Genomic DNA, 19,744 nt, shown 5'->3' with positions numbered 1-19,744 from the left:
AGGTGAGGAGGGGGCGAGGCGCCCGGCAGGCGACTTTCACGGTAACATGATGGCTTTGGCGACCGCGCCTCGGCGCCCAACCCACCGGAGAGGACCATGATCAAGCTCACCACCAACCACGGCGACATCTCGATCGAGCTCGACGCCGAGAAGGCCCCGGAGACCTGCGCCAACTTCACCCAATACGTGCGCGACGGCCACTACGACGGGACCCTGTTCCACCGCGTCATCAATGGCTTCATGATCCAGGGCGGGGGCATGGACACGAGCTTCTCGCCGCTGCCGACGCGCCGCCCGATCAAGAACGAGGCCCAGAACGGGCTGAAGAACAAGACCGGCACCATCGCGATGGCCCGCACCAACGACCCGCACTCGGCGACCAGTCAGTTCTTCATCAATGTCGCCGACAACGACTTCCTCGACTACCCGGGGCAGGACGGCTGGGGCTACTGCGTCTTCGGCAAGGTCACCGACGGGATGGATGTCGTCGAGCGGATCAAGGCGGTGCGCACGACCAGCCGCAAGGGCCACCAGGACGTGCCCGTCGAGGACGTCATCATCGAGAAGGCCGTCATCGTCGACTGACCGGTCGCGGGGCGAGCGCCGATGGTCCGACCCGGCATCGACTCCAGCGATCCCGCCGGCGAGTGCCTGTTCATCTCGGACCTGCACCTCGCCCCGGAGCGCCCGGAGACGGTGGCCCGGTTCCTCGACTTTCTCGCCGGTCGGGCGCGCCGCGCCGAGCGGCTCTACATCCTGGGCGACCTGTTCGACGCCTGGATCGGCGACGACGACGACACGCCACCCTATCCGCAGCTCCGCGCCGCGCTGCGCGCGTTGACCGAGGCCGGTATCGCCTGCCGGCTGCTGCGCGGCAACCGCGACTTCCTGATCGGCCGCGCCTTCGCCCGCGACACCGGCTGCACCCTGCTGCGCGACCCGACCCTGGTCGGGCTCGGCGGCGAGCGGGTGCTACTGATGCACGGCGATCTGCTCTGCACCGACGACGTCGCCTATCAACGCTTCCGCCGCCGGGTGCGCAACCCGCTCGTGCAGCGGCTGTTCCTCTGGCGCTCCCTGGCACGGCGCCGCGCCCAGGCCGCCGACTACCGTCGCCGCAGCGGCTCGGCGACGGCGGCCAAGGCGGCGGCGAGCATGGATGTGAGCGGGCCGACCGTGGCCCGCGTCATGCGCCGCCACGCCGCCGACCGGCTGATCCACGGCCACACTCACCGCCCGGCCGACCACGCCTTCACGCTCGACGGGCGCCCGGTCGTGCGCCAGGTCCTCGCCGAGTGGCACCCCGAACGCGGCGAGGTCCTGGTCGCCGACGCCACCGGCTGGTCGCGCGAGGCGGTCTGAATTGCCGTTCGCGTAGCGGAGGGGGATCGATTGCTGGTCGCCCTGGGTCTGCGGCGACGGGCCGAACTGACGCGCCCACCTGTTGGACCGCGAGCACGCTGCGCCGTGCCCCGCGTTCAGCGATAATCGCCCCGTGGACCCCCGACTCGCCGCACTCCTCTCGCAGACCCTCCTGCTCGACCTGGAGGTCGGCGCCGATGGCGCGCTGCACAAGATCGGCGCGCTACGCGGCGAGGTAGCCTTCCTGCGCCAGGGCCGCTTCGATGAACGCGCGGCCCTCGCCGAACTGGAGCGGTTCGCCGGCGACGCGTCCTTCATCCTCGGTCACAACCTGCTCGGCCACGACCTGCCGGTCCTGCGGGCGCGCGCCTCCGGTCTCGGGCTCCTCGCGGCACTCGACCGGCTGTGGGCGGGGCAGGTCTGTCGGACGGTCGCCCGCGCCGAGGCCATGCGCTGCCTGAGCGAGACTGTCGTTCTAATATAGATCAAGAGCTTAGCGACTACGCCCGCAGCGTCAGAGCACATGCAGAAGCATACCGAAACATCGACCGTGGCACGCTGGTGGCACAGTGGCGCGCTCAAAACCGACCGAGCATCGGTCGGTCCAGACAGGCTAAGATCCTTTACACGCTACAGGAATCTCCTATCTTAAAGGCCGGGCGACCACTACCCGCCGCGCAGGTCCCAGGAGTGACCACAGGAGAACACCATGAGCACCACCATCACCTGCCGCAAGTGCGGCGCGCACAATCTGCGCAGCGGCGGAAGATCGCGTTGTTGGAACTGCAACCTGCCACTGAGTGCAAGCGACCCGGCCGCCCGCGCCAAGAAGGGCGCCATCCTGCTGGGCTTCACATTGCTTGTCGGCTGGCTCGTGCTCGGCTCGATCGAAGAGAGTTCCCTCACCGACGCCGAGCGCGCCCAGCGTGCGGCACAGGCCGAAGCCTCCAGAGAGCTGCGCGCGGAGCAACGCGAGGCCGAGCAGTTCGCCAAGGAGTCCGAGAAGATCCGGGCCGAGGCGGCCAAGGAGCGCGAGAGGAAAGAGGCGCGCGCCGCCCGCCTCTGCGATGACGACGTCTCCGCGCACAGCTACGCCAGGCGCGAGGTCAAGCGCGCCCTCGAACCGCGCCCCGCCAAGACGGCGCCAAGGGACAACACCCTGGTCCTGCCGCTCGGCGACTGCCGCCACCTCGTGACCGGCTACGTCGACACGCGCAACGCTTTCAACGCCGACATCCGCGCCTGGTACGCCGCGTGGATGTATTACTCGCGCACGCTCGATACCTGGATCGTCGAGCGCCTAGAGATCGGCGACGCGACGCAGATCAACCGGCTGATCGACAAGTCGTCATGAGGCAGAGAGCCAACCGCCCATCCGGCGGCCCGGCCACGCGCCGCGCCCGTGTTGCACGCACCCGCGCCAACTGCACAGGAGCAGATCGCCATCGTCGCCGCCGAGCCCGAGGCGAACCGGCTGGTGCTGGCGGGCCCGGGCTCGGGCAAGACCCGGGTCATCGTCCATCGCTGCGCCTACCTGCTGCGCGTGCGGCGGGTCGATCCGCGCTCGATCCTGATCCTCTGCTACAACCGCTCGGCGGCCCTGGAGCTGCGCCGGCGGCTCGCGGCCCTCGTCGATGCCGACGCCCGCGGCGTCACGATCCAGACCTATCACGGCTTCGCGATGCGCCTGACCGGCACCTCGTTCGCCGAGCGCGCCGAACGGGTTCAGCAAGGCGATGACGGTTTTGCGGACCTGATCGAGGCGGCGCTCGACCTCCTCGAGGGGCGCGCCGACTGGCCCGGCATCGAGGCCGACGGCCTGCGCGAGCGCCTCCTCGCCGGCTATCGCCACATCCTGGTCGACGAGTACCAGGACATCGACGCGCAGCAGTACCGGCTGGTCGCCGCGATCGCCGGCCGCACCCTGACCGACGAGGCGGACGCGGCGCGCCTGACGCTGCTCGCGGTCGGCGACGACGACCAGAACATCTACGCCTTTCGCGGCGCGAGCATCGAGTTCATCCGCCGCTTCGAGGCCGACTACCAGGCCCGCATCCACCACCTGATCGAGAACTACCGCTCCAGCGCCCACATCTGCGCCGCGGCCGCGGCCCTGATCGGCCACAACCGCGAGCGGATGAAGACGGGCCAGCGCATCGGCGTCGACCGTCGGCGCCGAGCCGACCCGCCGGGCGGGCGCTGGACCGACCTCGACCCGCACGGGCGCGGGCGGGTCGAGGTCCTCGAGGTCGCCGATCCGGGGCGCCAGGCGGCCACCTTCGTCGCGCGCCTGCAACGGCTCAGGGCGCTCGGCGGCGGCACCTGGAGCGACTTCGCCATCCTCGCCTTCCGCCACGACGCCCTGCGACCGATCCGCGCCGCCTGCGAGGCCGCCGGCATCCCGGTCGCCTGGCGCGACGACCTGCCGCCGCTCGCTCGGGTGCGCGAGATCGCGGTCTTCCTCGACCGGCTGGGCGACCTGGGTCACGGTGAGGTGGCGTTGGATGCGCTGCGCGGCTGGCTCCCCGCCGCCGAGTCACCGTGGCGGGCGCCCCTCGCCGACCTGATCGAGGACTGGCGCGAGGAGGCCGGCGACGCACCGAGCGCCGCGAGCCGCTGCCGGGAGTTCTGCTACGAGTCGCTCCGCGAGCTGCGCAACGACCGCCGCCTGGGCGAGGGGGTCCTCTTCTCGACGCTACACGGGGCCAAGGGACTCGAATTTCCGCACGTGCTGATCGCGGACGACCGCCCATCGGCCGAGGCGCAACGCGATGCCGAGGGGTGGCGACGACTCTACTATGTCGGCATGACCCGTGCCCGCGAGACCCTGGCCCTCGGCTGCCTGCCGCGCGGCGCCGGCCCGCGGCCCGAGGCCCTCGCCGGCGACTGGCTGCTGCGCACGCCGGTCGCGATCGACCCGCCGCCGCAGGCCATCCTGCGGCGCCGCTACACGCGCCTGACGCCGGCCGACATCGACCTCGGCTATGCCGGGCGCCAGGCGCCCGAGGATCCGATCCACGCCCGGCTCGCGGCCCACGCGAGCGGCGATCGGCTGCGGCTCGTCGCCCGCGGCGGCGACTTGCTCCTCTGCGACGGACGCGTCGCACCGGTGGCCAGGCTGTCGCGTCGTGCCGCCGAGACATGGCGGCCGCGGCTCCAGTGGATCGAGACGGTCCGGGTCGTCGCGCTGATGCGCCGCCGGCGCGACGACGGCGAGGGCGATTTCCGCACCGCCTGCCGCTCGCCGCAGTGGGAATACCCGCTCGTCGAGATCGTCTGGCGCTCGGACGAGGGCGACAGGTCGGCGGATTGAGCCGGCGGGGGCGGATTCGCCCGGCGAGGCGTCGATGGATCGCACTCGCAGCGCGCGCGGCGTCTCGGACGCGGCCGGAAACGCCGGGCCTCGCTCACCAGGCCGGCAACGGCATCGCACGAGATCGCACGAGCGGGGCTCGGGGCGGGTGCGTTCTGATCGACAGGCGAATGCCGACGATCGATACCGGCGGACTCCGCCGGCATCGCCGGCGCCGGTAGGAGGCCGCCTGTGGACGATCCGGGCGGGCGATCCGGCGAGCCGGCTCCTACCGGTGAGAGGGTCGCCAGGACACCCGGGGGTCATCCGCGACCGGGTGCCCTCGATTGTCGTTCGGAATAGAGAGCCGGTTGCGGTCGCGATCGGTGCGGCTGCGTCAGTAGGCGGGTGCCGTCGGGGCGTCGGCGTCCGACTGGCCGCGCCAGGCACCGAAGGTGATCGTGCGCAGGCCGCTCGCCGGGACCTGGACCGTCTGCTCCAAGGTTCGGCCACCGCTCGTCGCCTGGACGCGATAGCCCCCGGCGGGCAGCCGCGTCAGGAACCAAGGCCCCTCGGAGACGGCCTCCATGACGACCTCGCCATTGCGGCTCATGATCCGCACCGCGACGTTGCCGAGATAGGAGCCCCCGGCGAGGGCGAATTCCAGCTTGAGGTTGAAGTCGCCGGCGTAGCGATCGAGGATGTACTCGCGTTCGTCGAGCCCGACGCCGCCGCTCAGCCAGGGCGTACCCTGGAAGTCGCCGCGGTCGAGCATGGCCTCGGGCGAAGAGGTCGGCATCGGCGTGTATTCGGTCGCGTTGGCGGCAGCGCCGCACCAGAGGAGCGACGTCGCCACGAGAAAGGCTATCGTCTTCATCACGCGTATTCCTCCATAACATGTCGGATCACGGACAGCGGGCCTCCTTGCTCGAAATGCCAGGCAATCGCCGCACCACTCGGCTTGGCCCCTGGGGCCGTCGCGGGGCGACCGCCGGCCGAGGGCGATCACCAGGTTGATTTGCGCGCAGACCGGTGGTTTCCAACCAATCGATGTTCGGGACAGTGGTGCGCCACTCGGGGAATTCAAGGTCCCGCCAAGGGTTTTAGAACCGCAGGATCCCGGCCTCCAGGAGGCCGACCAGGATCAGATAGACGCCGACGACATAGTTCAGGATGTTCGGCCTGAGCAACACCAGAACGCCGGCGACGAGGGCGATCGCCGCGCGGGCATCGACCGGGCCACCATTGACGAAGTGCAGCAGCCCCAGCGCGCCGACGCCGAGCAGATAGATAGCGACGGCGTAGTTCAGCGCCCGCGGGACGAGCAGGATGGCCAGGCCGGCGATGAGGGCGAGGAGGGCTTGCAGCGGCCAGTGCGCGAGGAAGGCGGGGATCTCCATCAAGCGGTGACCTCGTGTGGGCGTGGGTGGGTCGGGGCGACGCACGCCCCGATGCGCGGAATCCTGGTGGTCGACGGCGCCGGCTCGCGATTCGGAATGGTCCTACGGCGCTGGCTCGCGGCTCGGGATGGTACGCACAGCGGACCCTACAACGCGCGGCCGGTGCCGACCGCCGGCAGCTCCAGGCCGGTCCAGGTCGGTGGCGGGGCCAGGCCGATGCGGGCGACGGCGGCGATGTAGCCGGGCGCGGCCAGGCAGTGGCCGATGCCCGGCGGGGCGGTGAGCGGCTCGCGGCGGCGGGCGAGCCCGCGGCCGTCGGCCTTGACGTCGGCCTCCAGCGCGGTCCAGGCGAGGTGGAACTGCTCGAGCCGCGCCGCCGCTGGCAAGGCGGCCAGGGCCTCGACGACGGCGGCCGGGAGCATCCGCCGGGCGATCGCATCGAGGCTCGTCCGCGGGCGCACGCGCTCGCAGTCGACTCCCAGTGGCGCACCCCGGGCGACGGCGACGACGGCCAGCTCGCCGGTCGTGGTCAGACTGAATTGCAGTGCGCCCGCGTCTTCGCCGGCCCCGGCCAGGTGGGGCTTGCCGCGCGGGCCGTGACCGAAGGCGATCTCGGCGGGGTGGCAGCCGAGATAGGCGGCGAGTACGCGGCGCAGCCCGATCTGGGCGCGGGCATAGCCGGCCCGGGCGGCAGGGTCGCGCAGCGCCGCTACGCGCGCGCGCTGGGCCGGGGCCAACCAGGCCAGCCCCGTCTCGGGGTCGTCGCCGTCCTCGCCCGTGCGCAGGCGCCAGAGATGGATCGCCGAGTCGCTCAGCGTCGGCGGCTCGGCCGCGACCCGCCAGGTCAGCGGCCAGGGTGGTCCGTACATCGCACGCCCCCATTGACTCGGCCGGGCCGACGTTTGCCCGCCGTGGGCCGGATCATATAATCGGGCGACCCTGGTGGCGAGGGCGAGGACCCGGCGGGCGCCTCGTCGCGCCGTCCCGTCCCCCGCCATGCCGATCCCGTCAAGAGAACCGATTCCCCGATGCCGACCATTACCGAGACCATCAGCCGCGAGCTCGCGGCCCGCCCGGCCCAGGTCGAGGCCGCCGTGCGCCTCCTCGACGAGGGGGCCACCGTGCCCTTCATCGCCCGCTATCGCAAGGAGGTCACCGGCGGTCTCGACGACGCCCAGCTGCGCCACCTCGAGGAGCGGCTCGGCTATCTGCGCGAGCTCGAGGAGCGGCGCGCGACCGTGCTGAAGAGCATCGCCGAGCAGGGCAAGCTGAGCGATGCGCTGCGCGCCGACATCGAGGGCGCCGATTCCAAGCAGCGCCTCGAAGACCTCTACCTGCCCTACAAGCCGAAGCGGCGCACCAAGGCCCAGATCGCCCGCGAGGCCGGGCTGGAGCCGCTCGCGCTGGGGCTGCTCGCCGATCCAAGCCAGGCACCCGAGACCGTCGCCGAGGGCTTCGTCGACGCGGCCAAGGGGGTCGCCGACGTCGCGGCGGCGCTGGAGGGGGCGCGCCAGATCCTGATGGAGCACTTCGCCGAGGATGCGGCCCTCGCCGGGCGCCTGCGCGAGCACCTCTGGGAGGAGGGCCAGCTGGTCGCCGCCGTCGTCCCCGGCAAGGAGCAGGAGGGCGCGAAGTTCGCCGACTATTTCGACTACCGCGAGCCGCTCGCGCGGATCCCGTCGCACCGTGCGCTGGCCCTGTTCCGCGGTCGCAACCAGGGGGTGCTGACGCTCGAGCTGATCGCCGGCGACGGCGAGGACCCGGACGCCGTCTGCCGGCACGCGATCGCCCAGCACTTCGGCATCGCCCAGCAGGGCCGCCCGGGCGACGCCTGGCTCGCCGAGACCGTGCGCAAGGCTTGGCGGATCAAGCTCCTGACGCGCCTGGAGCTCGACCTCAAGGGGCGCCTGCTGGAGGCCGCCGAGGAGGAGGCGATCCGCGTCTTCGGCCGCAACCTGAAGGCCCTACTGCTCGCGGCCCCGGCCGGTCGGCTGCCGACGATGGGCCTCGACCCGGGCCTGCGCACCGGCGTCAAGGTGGCCGTCGTCGACGCCACCGGGCGGGTCGCCGCGACTGCGACCATCTACCCGCACGCGCCGAAGAACCAGTGGGATGCGGCCATCGCCGAGCTCGCCGCGCTGGCGCGGGCGCATCAGGTGAAGCTCGTCAGCATCGGCAACGGCACCGCCTCGCGCGAGACCGACCGGCTAGTGCGCGACCTGACCCGCCGCCACCCGGAGCTCGGCCTGCGCTCGCTCGTCGTCAGCGAGGCCGGCGCCTCGGTCTATTCGGCCTCGGCGCTCGCCTCCCACGAGCTGCCCGACCTCGACGTCTCGCTGCGCGGCGCCGTGTCGATCGCCCGTCGGCTCCAGGACCCGCTCGCCGAGCTCGTCAAGATCGAGCCGAAGGCGATCGGCGTCGGCCAGTACCAGCACGACGTCAGCCAGACGCGCCTGGCCCGGACGCTGGATGCCGTCGTCGAGGACTGCGTGAACGCCGTCGGCGTCGATCTGAACACCGCCTCGGTGCCGCTCCTCGCGCGCGTCTCCGGACTCAACAAGACAATCGCCGAAAATATCGTCAAGCAGCGCGAGGTCCAGGGCGCCTTCGCCAACCGCGCGGCGATCAAGGCCGTGCCGCGCCTCGGTGAGAAGACCTTCCAGCTCTGCGCCGGCTTCCTGCGCATCCCCGACGGCGACGAGCCGCTCGACGCCTCGGCCGTGCACCCCGAGGCCTATCCGGTCGTGCGGCGCATCATCGTGAAGGCCGGCAAGGGCATCCGCGAGCTGATCGGCGACACCGATACGCTGCGGCGGCTGAACCCGGCGGAGCTGACCGACGATCAATTCGGGCTGCCGACCGTCCAGGACATCCTCGCCGAGCTGGAGAAGCCGGGCCGCGACCCGCGCCCCGAGTTCAAGACGGCGCAGTTCCTCGAGGGGGTCGAGACCCTCGCCGACCTCGAGCCCGGCATGGTCCTGGAGGGGACGGTGACGAACGTCACCAACTTTGGCGCCTTCGTCGACATCGGCGTCCACCAGGACGGCCTGGTGCACATCTCGGCGTTGGCCGATCGTTTCGTCAAGGACCCCCACGAGGTCGTCAAGTCCGGCGACCTGGTGCGGGTCAAGGTCCTGGAGGTCGACGAGCCGCGCCGACGCATCGCACTGACGATGCGCCTGAGCGACACGGCGCCGGCCAAGGGCGAGGACAAGCGCCAGGGCGGCAAGGGCGCTGCGGCGGCGCGCCCGAATCGGAACCAGGACCACCGGCCCGCTCAACGTCGAGCCGGGCGCCAACCGGAACCGCGGCCGGACCCCAGGCCGGGCCCGCCCGCGGCCGGCGCGATGGCCGCGGCCTTCGCGAAGGCGCGCAAGCCATGAGCCATCCCCTTGACGACGCGGAACGCGCACGGGTCCTGGCCCTGTCGGCGGACGAGCAGTATCGGCACTTCATCGAGCGGGCCCTGGCCGATGGCGAGGTCTGGACCCTGCGCGGGCCCGGTGGCTTCGTCGCCTACCGCGGCGAGGACGGCGAGCCCTGCTTCCCGTTCTGGCCGCACCCGGATTACGCGCTGGCGCTGGCCAACGACGACTGGTCCGATTGCCGGCCCGAGCCGCTGCCGCTCGATCGCTTCATGGACCGCTGGTTGCCTGGCATGGCCCGCGACGGGCGCCAACTCGCGGTCCTTCCGACCCCCGCCGGCCAGGGGCTGATCGCCGACCCACAGGAGCTGTTGGACGATCTGGTCGCGGCACGCGAGCGAGCGGATCCCACCGCGACGGGGCGCGGATCCGATTGAGGGCGGCCAGGGTGCCCGCCGGAGACCGCGCCGCGCGCGCAACGGCGTCCACGCCCGGGGAGCCCGGCCGCGTTGCGTCTGGACGGCCAACTGCGCACCGTCGGGTGGCCGCCTTGCCGGCCATTGGCCGCCCGGATCGCCCGCAAGCGGGCACCTACCGGCGCAAGCGGCGCGCGGGGAGGCCGCCGATCTGCGCCGGGGCTGTAGGTCGGGTTAGCCCCTCAGGGCGTAACCCGACAGCCAGCAACGCCGCGCCCGCGGAGGTCGCCGTCGGGTTACGGCGCGCGCCGGCCTGTGCTTGCGCAGCGACCACCGCGATGGCGCGCCTAACCCGACCTACGGCCGTGCCGATCTGCGCCGGGGCCGTAGGTCGGGTTAGCCCCGCGGGGCGTAACCCGACAGCCGGCAACGCCGCGCCCGCGGAGGTCGCCGTCGGGTTACGGCGCGCGCCGGCCTGTGCTTGCGCAGCGACCACCGCGATGGCGCGCCTAACCCGACCTACGGCCGTGCCGATATCGCCGAGGGCCGTAGGTCGGGTTAGCCCCTCAGGGCGTAACCCGACAGCCGGCGACGCACCTCCCGCCGAGGCCGCAGCCCGGTTGCGGCGCGCGCCCGCTCCTGCTCGGCGACCGCCGAACCGCGCCTCCATCGTGCGTGCCGGCGTGGCGGCGCGCCGAGAGTGAAACGGCCTGTTCCACGGCGGCCCGACGCGGCTGACCCGAACAGATCCGTCGTGGAAAACGGAATCGGGCCGGCGACGCATGCACCGCGCACGGGCTACAATGACGCGTTTTGCCGCTGAGGAGAGCCCTTATGTTCGACAAATCCATGCAGATCGCCGGTTATGACGATGAGCTGTGGCAGGCGATCCAGGACGAGGAGCGCCGCCAGGAAGAGCACATCGAGCTGATCGCCTCGGAGAACTACACCAGCCCGCGCGTGATGCAGGCGCAGGGCGGCGTGATGACGAACAAGTACGCCGAGGGCTACCCGGGCAAGCGCTACTACGGCGGCTGCGAGTACGTCGACGTCGCCGAGCGCCTCGCCATCGAGCGGGCCAAGCAACTCTTCGGCGCCGACTACGCGAACGTCCAACCGCACTCGGGCTCGCAGGCCAACGCCGCCGTCTACATGGCGCTGTGCGAGGCGGGCGACACGGTCCTCGGCATGAGCCTCGCCCACGGCGGGCACCTGACCCACGGGGCCAAGCCGAACTTCTCCGGCAAGCTCTACCACGCGGTCCAGTACGGGCTGGATCCGGCCACCGGGGAGATCGACTACGCCGAGGTCGAGCGGCTCGCCCACGAGCACCGCCCGCGGATGATCGTCGCCGGCTTCTCGGCCTACTCGCGCATCGTCGACTGGGCGCGCTTCCGTGCCATCGCCGACGCGGTCGGCGCCTACCTGCTGGTCGACATGGCCCATGTCGCCGGCCTCGTCGCCGCCGGCCTCTACCCGAGCCCGGTCGCGATCGCCGACGTGACGACGACCACGACCCACAAGACCCTGCGCGGACCGCGCGGCGGCCTGATCCTCGCCAAGGCCAACCCGGAGATCGAGAAGCGGCTGAACTCGCTGGTCTTCCCCGGCATCCAGGGCGGACCACTGATGCATGTGATCGCCGCCAAGGCGGTGGCCTTCAAGGAGGCGATGGAACCGGCCTTCAAGGTCTATCAGCAGCAGGTCATCAGCAACGCCCGGGCGATGGCCGAGGTCTTCCTCGCGCGCGGCTACGACGTGGTCTCCGGCGGCACCGACGACCACCTGTTCCTGGTCAGCTTCATCGACCAGGGCCTGACCGGCAAGGACGTCGACGCCTGGCTCGGCGCGGCCAACATCACCGTCAACAAGAACGCGGTGCCGAACGATCCGCAGTCGCCGTTCGTCACGAGCGGCATCCGGGTCGGCACCCCGGCGATCACGACCCGCGGGCTGGGCACCGAGGAGGCGCGCGAGTTGGCCGGCTGGATGTGCGATGTCATCGATGCCCGCGGCGACCAGGGCGCGATCGGCGCCGTGCGCGACAAGGTCCTGGCCCTCTGCGCCCGCTTCCCGGTCTACGAGCGCGACTAGGGACCCGCGACCATGCGCTGCCCGTTCTGCGGTGCCGACGACACCAAGGTGGTCGACTCGCGCCTCTCCGGCGAGGGCGATCAGGTGCGGCGGCGGCGGCGCTGCGGGGTCTGCAAGGAGCGCTTCACGACCTACGAGACGGCCGAGCTGAACCTGCCGCGGATCGTCAAGCGCGACGGCAGCCGGGTGCCGTTCGACGGGCGCAAGCTGCGCTCCGGGATGATGCGGGCGCTGGAGAAGCGCCCGGTCAGCACGGGCGACATCGACGCGGCGCTGGCGCGCATCAACCGCCGGCTGCTCGCGAGCGGCGAGCGCGAGATCTCCTCGCGCAAGGTCGGCGAGCTGGTCATGGAGGAGCTGCGCGGGCTCGATCAGGTCGCCTACGTCCGCTTCGCCTCCGTCTATCGCGAGTTCGAGGACGTCAACGCCTTCCGCGAGGAGATCGAGCGCCTCGAACGCCAGCCCCCGCCGGGGACGGCCCGCCAGCAACTCGACCTGCTCGACGGGCTGGAGAAGGACGAGCCGGAGAAGAAGCGGTGATGGCCGCGGGCCATGCCTTCATGGCCCGGGCGCTGCGCCTGGCCGAGCGCGGCCGCTGGACGACCGATCCGAACCCCCGCGTCGGCTGCGTCCTGGTCCGCGACGGCGAGATCGTCGGTGAGGGTTGGCACCAGCGTGCCGGCGGCCCGCACGCCGAGCGCGTCGCCCTCGCCCAGGCCGGCGAGCGGGCGCGTGGCGCGAGCGCCTTCGTCACCCTCGAACCCTGCTCGCACCACGGCCGGACCCCGCCCTGCGCCGACGCGCTGATCTCGGCCGGGGTCGCGCGGGTCGTCGCGGCCATGATCGACCCCAACCCGCGCGTCGCCGGCCGCGGTCTCGAGCGCCTGCGCGAGGCCGGGATCGCCGTCGAGGTGGGCCTGCTCGCGGAGCAGGCCGCGGCGCTCAACCCAGGCTTCATCAAGCGGCAACGCACGGGCCTGCCCTTCTGCCGGGTCAAGCTCGCCGCGAGCCTGGATGGGCGCACCGCGATGGCGAGCGGCGAGAGCCGCTGGATCACCTCCGAGGCGGCGCGCGCTGATGTGCAGCGGCTGCGGGCGGGGGCCTCGGCGATCCTCACCGGCAGCGGCACCCTCCTCGCCGACGACCCCTCGCTGAACGTCCGCCTCACGGCCGAGGCCCTCGGGTTGCCGCCGGGCGAGGCGGTCCGCCAACCGCTGCGGGTCATCGTCGACAGCCGCCTGCGCACGCCTCCGACGGCCCGCCTGCTCGGCCTGCCGGGCGCGACCCTGATCGCCTGCGCGACCGACGAACCGGCACGCCGCGCCGCGCTGGAGGCCGCTGGGGCGCAAGTCCTCGTCTGCCCGGCCCCAGACCCAAGCCAGGACCCGACCAAGGACCGGACCGAGACCCACGTCGACCTGTCCACCCTGTTCGGCGAGCTCGCCCGGCGCGAGCTCAACGAGATCCTGATCGAGGCCGGCCCGACGCTGGCCGGGGCCGCACTCCAGGCCGGGCTCGTCGACGAGCTGATCCTCTACCTCGCGCCGCACCTGATGGGCGACGCGGCCCGCGGCCTGTTCCGGCTGCCGGGTCTGACCCAGATGGCCGAACGCGTCCCGCTGGAGATCCACGACGTCCGGCGGATCGGACCCGACCTGCGCCTAACGCTGCGCCCGACCCCGCGATGAACCCGCCTGCGATCGACCTCGGGGGCGGGCATAGTGGGGTTGGATGGTAAACGGCTCCCGGGGTGGGAGCCCGCTTGCGGGCGATCGGCAGTGCCGGCGTTGGTGACATCCCGCCGGCATCGCAACCCTGATCCTGCCGCTATCCTATCGGGAGCCCATGCCTCATGTCGCGCGCGATCATCGTCTTCAACCCCCGTTCCGGATCCGCAGCCGCGCAGGGCGACGACCTACCGCGACGTCTCGCGGCACGGCTCGCCGAACGCGGGGCGACAGCAACCTCGATCCCGTTCGACATGGGCCGCCGCCGGCCCGGGACCTGGCGCCGTCGCCTGGAGGCGGGCCTCGCCGAGGGCGCCGAGCAGGTCTTCTGCCTCGGCGGGGACGGCACCATCCTCGCGGTCGCCGAGGCCCTGATCGGGCGCCCGGTACCGCTCGGCATCGTCCCGCTCGGCACCGCGAACCTGCTCGCGCGCGATCTCGGCATCCCGCTGGAACCGGCAGCGGCGATCGAGGCCCTCGTCGACGCGCCGACGCGGACGATCGACGTCGGGCGCGTCAACGGCGCCCACTTCCTCTGCGCGTCCATGCTCGGCATGAGCACGGCCCTGTCGCGCACCCGCGAGGCGGCGCGCGGCGTCGGACCCCTGCGGCTCTGGGGGCGGTTGGTGCGCAAGGCGCTCTGGATGCTCGGGCGCTACCCCTATCGGCGCGTCACGTTGGACCTCGACGGCCGCAGTCGGACCCTGCTGACCCGCGCGCTCGTGGTCACGAACAATCCCCTCGCGCCCGAGCCGGGCCTGTACCCGCGGCGGCCGCGCCTGGATCTCGGGCTGCTCGGCGTCTACGGCGTCCACAAGGGTCCGCTGCGGGAGCTACCGCGCCTGGCGCTGCGAGTCCTCAATGGGACCTGGACGGAGGATCCACGCATCTTCCACCATGTGCTGGCGCAGGCCAGGCTCGGGGAACGGCGTCGCTCGCGGGTGACCCTGATGAACGACGGCGAACGGCTGCGCCTGACGCTGCCGCTGCACTACGAGGTGTTGCCCGGGGCCCTCGCGGTGCTGGCACCGGACACCCCCGACGGGCGGGCCGCATGACCCGAGTCGCGCACCTCTCGGACCTGCGCGCCCGCCACCGCTCGCCCCCCGATGTCGGGCGACTCAGCGCCGACCCGACGAGCGCACAGGTTATTCTTGAACCTAGGAACGACCGTTGACCGCTTCATCATGGATCGAACGCGCTGAAATCGCGAAGAGGCTTTACGGGAGCCCGGCTCACCAGCGATTCGCAGGCCGCTACGACGCGCACCGCGGGCACCGTCGAACGGCCGCTTCGTAGGTTGAAGCGATACCTGAGCGGCGGACGGACGGCGCCGCCGGGGAAACGGGGCACTCGAGAGGGACCTTTAGTCGCGCGCGGTGCCACGATGCCCGCCTGCGCGTTAGCTGCAATACCTATGAGGTACCCGATGTCGAACCGCAACCGATGGAACCCAGGGCCGATCGCGACTTGCCTCGTCGCCGCCGGTTTGGTCGCCGCGCCGGCGGTCGCACCCGCCGGGCCGCTGCAGGCGGCGGCCCCACCGACGCTCCTGCTCGGGCTCGGCGACAGCCTGACGCACGGCACCATGGATGCGACCAACAATGCGACGAACACGCTGAACGCCTACCTGCAAGGGGTCGCCGACTCGCTCGGCCAGGTCATGCCGCTGACCTTCTCGCAGCCCCTCTTCGACGATGCGGGCGTGCGCATGGACCCCTTCGTCAAGCCGACCAACCTCGGCGTCGACGGGGCCAACATCTTCTCGATGGTGGGGCTCGAATACTACAAGCGCGCCGGGGTCGACGAATCCTATCCGAGCGACGACTATCTCTGCGACCCGATCCTGCCGCGCCGCCTCGAGGACAAGTACGACCGCGTGCTCTATCCGCTGAACCTCCTCCACGGCGCCCCGGCCTCGCAGATGGATGGGGCGCGCTGGTGGCTGAAGCGCAGCGCGCTCGATCCCTGGACCAGCGGCCTGGTCATCCTCTGGATCGGCAACAATGATTCGAGCGCCGCCTCGCTCGGCGCCGGCGGGCAGTCCCCGACCTATCAGCCCCTCCCGTTCGACGCGATCGCCGCCGAACTGAGCCCGGGGCTGCGCCGGCTGCTCGGGGAGGCCGAGGCGCGTGGTCTGGTGTCGTTCGAGCCCTTCACCGAGTCGGCGATCCTGCGCAATCTCACCGACCTCGCCGACTTCGAGGCCCAGTACGGACAACTCCTCGACCTGCTCGAGTATCCCGCCGGGCGCCTGCCGGCCGGCTTCGACCTCTTCGCACTGACGCTGCCCTACTACACGGGCGTCGGCTATCTGATGGACGCCGAGGACCTGGAACTCTACCTGCGCAAGCTGAGCCCAGACTACAGCGTGCCCGCCTCGTTCGCACGACCGCAGCCCGGCCAGACGACCGCCGTCAACGGCGATCGGATCTCGCTCTTCACCTTCTTGATGATGTACACGCTGCTCGGCACCGGCGCGTCGATCGACGAGGTCAACGCGATCCTCGAAGACGCCGACGGCACGCAGGCCGACGGCCTGGTCCTCTCGGAGGCCGAACAGCGGCTCATCGTCGAGCGCATCGAGGGCTTCAACGCCCTGATCCGCTCGGCCATCGCGGCGCGCGGGCCGCGCATGCACCTCGTCGACATGGGCGCGCTCCTCAACGACGCGCTGACCGGCGCGACGACGATCGAGGTCGGCGGGCGCGCCTTCACGCGCCGCTGGGGCCGCGGACACGCCTTCTCGATGGACGGCGTGCACCCTGGCCACACGATCCAGGGCTATGTCGCGAACCAGGTCATCGCCGCCATCAACGAGGCCACCGGTGCCGAGGCCCCGGATCGGGACCTGGAGACGATCATGGCGAGCGACCCCTATGTCGATCGCGACGGCGACGGTTGGGTCCCGGGTCCGGATTCGGTGAGCGCCGGCGTCGCCGAACTGCTGGCCCTCTTCCGCGACCCGGACGATGGCGACGCCGCCGTGCAACCGGTCCTGCCCGCCGACATCTGGGATCAGATCAGCGCCATCCTGGTGCGGAGCCTCCTCGGCATCGAGGCAATCCGTGGCGAGGCCGAACGCCTGGGGATCGCCGAGGCGACCGACCGGCCCGACTGAGCATTCCGGGGAGAACCCGGGGGCTATTGCGGTAGGAGTCGGACGGCGCCATTGCTCGGCGCCCGATACGAAAAGGCCCGACCAGGGCCGGCCCTGGTCGGGCTCGCGGCCGGACCGGCCCGGCGTGGGCCGATCGGCGGCCGTTCCGTCATAGGTTGAGATCCGGACCGTCTTCGGCGCGGGGTGACCTGGGCCTACTCGCCCTCGTCCGCGCCGGTCGATGCGCCAAGCCCGCCGATCGGCAGCGAGGTCGGGATGATCCCCAGGTCCTCGGCCTGCTTGACTTGGCGGACGACGCCGAAGTTCTTCTCGGCCGTGCCGTGGGCCCACTGGGCATGCGTCACGGCCCCGCCCTTGTCGCTGTAGCGGTCCCAGTCGTCGCCGGCGAAGACCGTCGGCGACGCCAAGGCGATGCCCACGACCAAGGCCCCCAAATGCGCAGCATGCAGCGTCTTCATCTCTACCTCCGCTCGAAATCTTGTCGATGACTGCCGGCGCCGCAGCGGGCCGTCCGGCATTGCCGAGCCTGAAGCACTTGGCATGCCACGTACGCCGACTGGCCCCTCCCGCGTGCCGTCGAGGAGACCCGAATCGAACGCAAGGAACTGACAGAAAATCCAAAATTTCGCACCGCTCGGGTGCTCGCCGGCCAGCGCGAGGCCGTCGCGAGCGCCCACGAGCCGACCTGGCCGCCCCGGGTGCGTGTCGGCAACGGGGGATTACAGCCTGGGCTCGGGTCCATTTGCCCCTCCCGCGACGGACCGCCCCGCCGCGGCAACCCCACCGGCTCAGCCGCCGATCGCCGACAACGACCGTCCCACCTGCCCCGGGCGCTCCCGCAACAGGTGGCGCTTCGGCTTCAGGGCGATCGCGCGGCGCAGATGGGTGGCGAGTTCGGTCTCATCGAGACCGGCGCGCAGCAGCGCACGCAGCGGATAGGCGCCCTCCTGGCCCAAGCAGAGGTGGAGGGTGCCGTCGACGGCGAGGCGCACCCGATTGCAGGTGGCGCAGAAGTGCCGGGAGATGGGCGTAATGAAGCCGATGCGGGTCTCGCTGTCGGCGACGCGATCGTAACGGGCCGGACCACCGCCCTGGATGAGGTCTGGACTGAGGTCGAAGCGGCGCGCGAGCCGCCGACGCACCTCCTCGAGAGCCAGGTAATGCGCCGGGGTGGCGAGGCGACCCGCCCCCATCGGCATGGTCTCGATCAGGCGCAGCGTGAAGCCACGCGCGATGCAGTAGGCGAGGATGTCCTCGATCTCGTCGTCGTTGACGCCGCGCATCACGACCGTGTTGACGCGGATCGGCGCCAGCCCGGCCTCGCGCGCCGCCTCGATGCCGACCAGGACCTGGGCGAGGCGCCCCCCGGTGATCGCTCGGAAGACCTCGGGCCGCAGGCTGTCCAGGCTGACGTTCAGGCGTCGCACGCCGGCGCGGCGCAATGGCTCCGCGAACGCGGCCATCCGGGTGCAATTGCTCGATATCGACAGGTCATCGAGACCGGGCAGGGCCGCGAGGCTCGCCGCCAGATCCGGGAGGCCGCGACGCATCAGCGGCTCGCCGCCGGTCAGTCGCACATGGCGCACGCCCAAGGCCGTAAAGGCGCCCACGACCCGCACGATCTCGGCGAAGCTCAACCAATCGCCCGGCGCCTCACCGCCCTTGAACCCCCGCGGCAGGCAGTAGCCGCAGCGCAGATCGCAGCGGTCGGTCACCGACAGACGCAGATAGGAGATCTGCCGCCCGAAACCATCGACGAGCGCCGCATCGCTCGCGTCGGGGGTCATGGCAGGCAGGCGCCGGGGCAAGGTGGCAACGGGCTCGGCATCGCTCGATCATCCGGGAGGCAAGCGATCAGGTTCGCCCCTCGTTCGCCTCCCGTCAACACGCGCCGCATCGGGGGCCTTTCCTCGGACGCACCGCTCGCCTCGAACGCGGACGCCACCCGCATTCGATGAACGCAAGAGCGGCAGTGGGACGGTGCCGAGGTGCGCCACGCGGAGTGTCCGGCACGGCACGAGGAGGCGCAATCGTCAAGCGATTGTTGCGACCTGCAACACCGCCGGGCGCCGCAGTGTCTACAACGCTCGCATCCCATGGACCGCAAATTGCGTCCATGACGATGACGCGCGACCGCCAAGCCTCGGCAGCGTGGGAGGGGCCGGGCGCCGCCCTATCCGTCCGCGCGGCGCCACTCGGCGTGCCCGACCCGCCCCCGACTGGCGCTGGCACAGGACGAGCGATGCGATCTTACTGCCTGATCGCGCTCGCAAAAGGACCGATCGCCACCATATTCGACGCATGAGATGAGGTGAACAGCAGATCGGCGTCGTCGAGGACGCCGACCGGATCGGTCACCGAAATGCCCCCATCGGAGCCCAGCGATGGCCCAGAGAAAGACCAAGCCAAGTCCGAAGCCAGCGTCAGACCCCACCCGCGGGGCGGCCGCCCAGCGGCCGATTGTGACGCTGCGCGGCACCCAAGCCACCCCGGCGGAGGAGGCGACCTACCACCGGATCATCGCCGCGGCGGCCTACTCGTTCCTCGCGGAGCGGGCGAAGCGCAGCCGAGGCGAGGCCGCCCCGCCGCCGACCGTACGCCGAGGCCATGCGAAGCCGCGCATCGCCCGGCCCACGTAACCAGCGTCCGCACCGCGGACCATGACGCGCCCGCCGCCCCCCACGGGCTGCGGACGATCCAGCATAGGCGGTACCGCTCGACCTCCGATGTCGGGTCAGGCTCCGCTACCCGACCCGGCATCTCGATTTCCTGGCGGCCGGCCCCCGCCACACGAGCGGCGCCGGATTCGCCGGCCGTCGGGTTACGGGCTCGCGCAGAGACGGTAGAGTAGAGGCCAGGGTTGCCCCTGGCCCCCCTCGTCAAACGCAGCATGCGGTTTTCCCGCACCGCGCTTTCCTGCTGTCTTCATGGTTCATCGCTGTCGCAGTGGAGTCGCAGGATCACAGC

General features: G+C 71.5%; 18 protein-coding genes and 1 pseudogene. 13 read left to right on the top strand and 6 right to left on the bottom strand.

Features of this window, described 5'->3' with window-relative positions; all coding sequences use genetic code 11:
• Positions 1-96 precede the first annotated feature (96 nt).
• The 5 genes from CKO41_RS07590 to CKO41_RS07570 all read left to right on the top strand — a co-directional run bounded on the left by CKO41_RS07590 (position 97) and on the right by CKO41_RS07570 (position 4,675).
• Positions 97-585 carry a peptidylprolyl isomerase gene (locus CKO41_RS07590; RefSeq protein ID WP_200253188.1) on the top strand — a complete coding sequence of 163 codons (489 nt, stop codon included), beginning with the start codon at positions 97-99 and terminating at the stop codon, positions 583-585.
• 21 nt (positions 586-606) lie between these two features.
• A complete protein-coding gene (locus CKO41_RS07585) occupies positions 607-1,362 on the top strand; it encodes a UDP-2,3-diacylglucosamine diphosphatase (protein ID WP_200253190.1) in 756 nt (251 codons plus the stop codon).
• A gap of 133 nt (positions 1,363-1,495) precedes the next feature.
• Complete coding sequence (locus CKO41_RS07580; protein ID WP_200381718.1) at positions 1,496-1,846, top strand: 3'-5' exonuclease family protein; 351 nt, start codon at positions 1,496-1,498, stop codon at positions 1,844-1,846.
• 225 nt (positions 1,847-2,071) lie between these two features.
• Positions 2,072-2,716, top strand: a complete 645-nt coding sequence (locus CKO41_RS07575; protein ID WP_200381717.1) for a hypothetical protein — start codon at positions 2,072-2,074, stop codon at positions 2,714-2,716.
• 48 nt (positions 2,717-2,764) lie between these two features.
• On the top strand, positions 2,765-4,675 hold the full coding sequence (locus CKO41_RS07570; protein WP_338115549.1) for a UvrD-helicase domain-containing protein: 1,911 nt from the start codon (positions 2,765-2,767) through the stop codon (positions 4,673-4,675).
• A 376-nt stretch (positions 4,676-5,051) separates the two neighbouring features.
• Here CKO41_RS07570 and CKO41_RS07565 read toward each other — a convergent pair whose 3' ends face one another.
• The 4 genes and pseudogenes from CKO41_RS07565 to CKO41_RS07555 all read right to left on the bottom strand — a co-directional run bounded on the left by CKO41_RS07565 (position 5,052) and on the right by CKO41_RS07555 (position 6,923).
• The gene (locus tag CKO41_RS07565) at positions 5,052-5,534 is read right to left on the bottom strand and encodes a hypothetical protein (RefSeq protein ID WP_200252807.1); all 483 of its coding nucleotides are present in this window, start codon (positions 5,532-5,534) and stop codon (positions 5,052-5,054) included.
• A gap of 223 nt (positions 5,535-5,757) precedes the next feature.
• Positions 5,758-5,871: a DUF3096 domain-containing protein gene (locus CKO41_RS18645; protein WP_338113775.1), complete on the bottom strand. Its 114-nt coding sequence runs from the start codon at positions 5,869-5,871 to the stop codon at positions 5,758-5,760.
• Between the two features lie 48 nt (positions 5,872-5,919).
• Positions 5,920-6,054, bottom strand: a pseudogene (locus tag CKO41_RS18640) (DUF3096 domain-containing protein); the annotation flags it as partial.
• Between the two features lie 146 nt (positions 6,055-6,200).
• On the bottom strand, positions 6,201-6,923 hold the full coding sequence (locus CKO41_RS07555; protein ID WP_200381716.1) for a 4'-phosphopantetheinyl transferase family protein: 723 nt from the start codon (positions 6,921-6,923) through the stop codon (positions 6,201-6,203).
• A gap of 159 nt (positions 6,924-7,082) precedes the next feature.
• Between CKO41_RS07555 and CKO41_RS07550 the strand changes: the two genes are divergently transcribed.
• From CKO41_RS07550 to CKO41_RS07520, 7 genes are all read left to right on the top strand, one after another.
• Positions 7,083-9,437, top strand: coding sequence for a Tex family protein (locus tag CKO41_RS07550; protein ID WP_200381715.1), 2,355 nt, complete (start codon positions 7,083-7,085; stop codon positions 9,435-9,437).
• Positions 9,434-9,856: a DUF2750 domain-containing protein gene (locus CKO41_RS07545; protein WP_200381714.1), complete on the top strand. Its 423-nt coding sequence runs from the start codon at positions 9,434-9,436 to the stop codon at positions 9,854-9,856. The genes CKO41_RS07550 and CKO41_RS07545 overlap by 4 nt, the downstream gene beginning before the upstream one ends.
• A gap of 813 nt (positions 9,857-10,669) precedes the next feature.
• On the top strand, positions 10,670-11,929 hold the full coding sequence (gene glyA, locus CKO41_RS07540) for a serine hydroxymethyltransferase (RefSeq protein WP_200252801.1): 1,260 nt from the start codon (positions 10,670-10,672) through the stop codon (positions 11,927-11,929).
• A 12-nt stretch (positions 11,930-11,941) separates the two neighbouring features.
• Positions 11,942-12,469: a transcriptional regulator NrdR gene (gene nrdR, locus CKO41_RS07535; RefSeq protein WP_200252799.1), complete on the top strand. Its 528-nt coding sequence runs from the start codon at positions 11,942-11,944 to the stop codon at positions 12,467-12,469.
• A complete protein-coding gene (gene ribD, locus CKO41_RS07530; RefSeq protein ID WP_242464074.1) occupies positions 12,469-13,617 on the top strand; it encodes a bifunctional diaminohydroxyphosphoribosylaminopyrimidine deaminase/5-amino-6-(5-phosphoribosylamino)uracil reductase RibD in 1,149 nt (382 codons plus the stop codon). Before nrdR ends, ribD begins: the two co-directional genes overlap by 1 nt.
• A 164-nt stretch (positions 13,618-13,781) precedes the next feature.
• Entirely contained in the window at positions 13,782-14,714 is a 933-nt protein-coding gene (locus CKO41_RS07525; RefSeq protein ID WP_200381713.1) for a diacylglycerol/lipid kinase family protein, read from the top strand.
• 371 nt (positions 14,715-15,085) lie between these two features.
• Complete coding sequence (locus CKO41_RS07520; RefSeq protein WP_200381712.1) at positions 15,086-16,777, top strand: hypothetical protein; 1,692 nt, start codon at positions 15,086-15,088, stop codon at positions 16,775-16,777.
• A gap of 194 nt (positions 16,778-16,971) precedes the next feature.
• Here the strand turns inward: CKO41_RS07520 and CKO41_RS07515 are convergent, their stop codons facing one another.
• Entirely contained in the window at positions 16,972-17,235 is a 264-nt protein-coding gene (locus CKO41_RS07515; protein WP_200381711.1) for a hypothetical protein, read from the bottom strand.
• 330 nt (positions 17,236-17,565) lie between these two features.
• A complete protein-coding gene (gene moaA / locus CKO41_RS07510) occupies positions 17,566-18,564 on the bottom strand; it encodes a GTP 3',8-cyclase MoaA (protein WP_200381710.1) in 999 nt (332 codons plus the stop codon).
• A gap of 597 nt (positions 18,565-19,161) precedes the next feature.
• Here moaA and CKO41_RS07505 point away from each other — a divergent pair.
• Positions 19,162-19,416: a hypothetical protein gene (locus CKO41_RS07505; RefSeq protein WP_200252786.1), complete on the top strand. Its 255-nt coding sequence runs from the start codon at positions 19,162-19,164 to the stop codon at positions 19,414-19,416.
• The last annotated feature ends 328 nt before the right edge of the window (positions 19,417-19,744 follow it).

The sequence above is a fragment of the Thiococcus pfennigii genome (assembly GCF_016583835.1).
In the GTDB taxonomy this organism is placed as follows: Bacteria; Pseudomonadota; Gammaproteobacteria; order Chromatiales; family Chromatiaceae; genus Thiococcus; species Thiococcus pfennigii.
Note: the sequence above shows the minus strand (reverse complement) of the source record. Positions and strands in the feature narration are given on the sequence as shown.

Excerpts from the sequence above, each read along its gene's own strand:
- CKO41_RS07590 (WP_200253188.1), top strand. The coding sequence starts at position 97 with ATGATCAAGCTCACCACCAACCACGGCGACATCTCGATCGAGCTCGAC.
- CKO41_RS07585 (WP_200253190.1), top strand. The coding sequence starts at position 607 with ATGGTCCGACCCGGCATCGACTCCAGCGATCCCGCCGGCGAGTGCCTG.
- CKO41_RS07575 (WP_200381717.1), top strand. The coding sequence starts at position 2,072 with ATGAGCACCACCATCACCTGCCGCAAGTGCGGCGCGCACAATCTGCGC.
- CKO41_RS07555 (WP_200381716.1), bottom strand. The coding sequence starts at position 6,923 with ATGTACGGACCACCCTGGCCGCTGACCTGGCGGGTCGCGGCCGAGCCG.
- CKO41_RS07550 (WP_200381715.1), top strand. The coding sequence starts at position 7,083 with ATGCCGACCATTACCGAGACCATCAGCCGCGAGCTCGCGGCCCGCCCG.
- CKO41_RS07545 (WP_200381714.1), top strand. The coding sequence starts at position 9,434 with ATGAGCCATCCCCTTGACGACGCGGAACGCGCACGGGTCCTGGCCCTG.
- glyA (WP_200252801.1), top strand. The coding sequence starts at position 10,670 with ATGTTCGACAAATCCATGCAGATCGCCGGTTATGACGATGAGCTGTGG.
- nrdR (WP_200252799.1), top strand. The coding sequence starts at position 11,942 with ATGCGCTGCCCGTTCTGCGGTGCCGACGACACCAAGGTGGTCGACTCG.
- ribD (WP_242464074.1), top strand. The coding sequence starts at position 12,469 with ATGGCCGCGGGCCATGCCTTCATGGCCCGGGCGCTGCGCCTGGCCGAG.
- CKO41_RS07525 (WP_200381713.1), top strand. The coding sequence starts at position 13,782 with ATGTCGCGCGCGATCATCGTCTTCAACCCCCGTTCCGGATCCGCAGCC.
- CKO41_RS07520 (WP_200381712.1), top strand. The coding sequence starts at position 15,086 with ATGTCGAACCGCAACCGATGGAACCCAGGGCCGATCGCGACTTGCCTC.
- CKO41_RS07515 (WP_200381711.1), bottom strand. The coding sequence starts at position 17,235 with ATGAAGACGCTGCATGCTGCGCATTTGGGGGCCTTGGTCGTGGGCATC.
- moaA (WP_200381710.1), bottom strand. The coding sequence starts at position 18,564 with ATGACCCCCGACGCGAGCGATGCGGCGCTCGTCGATGGTTTCGGGCGG.
- CKO41_RS07505 (WP_200252786.1), top strand. The coding sequence starts at position 19,162 with ATGGCCCAGAGAAAGACCAAGCCAAGTCCGAAGCCAGCGTCAGACCCC.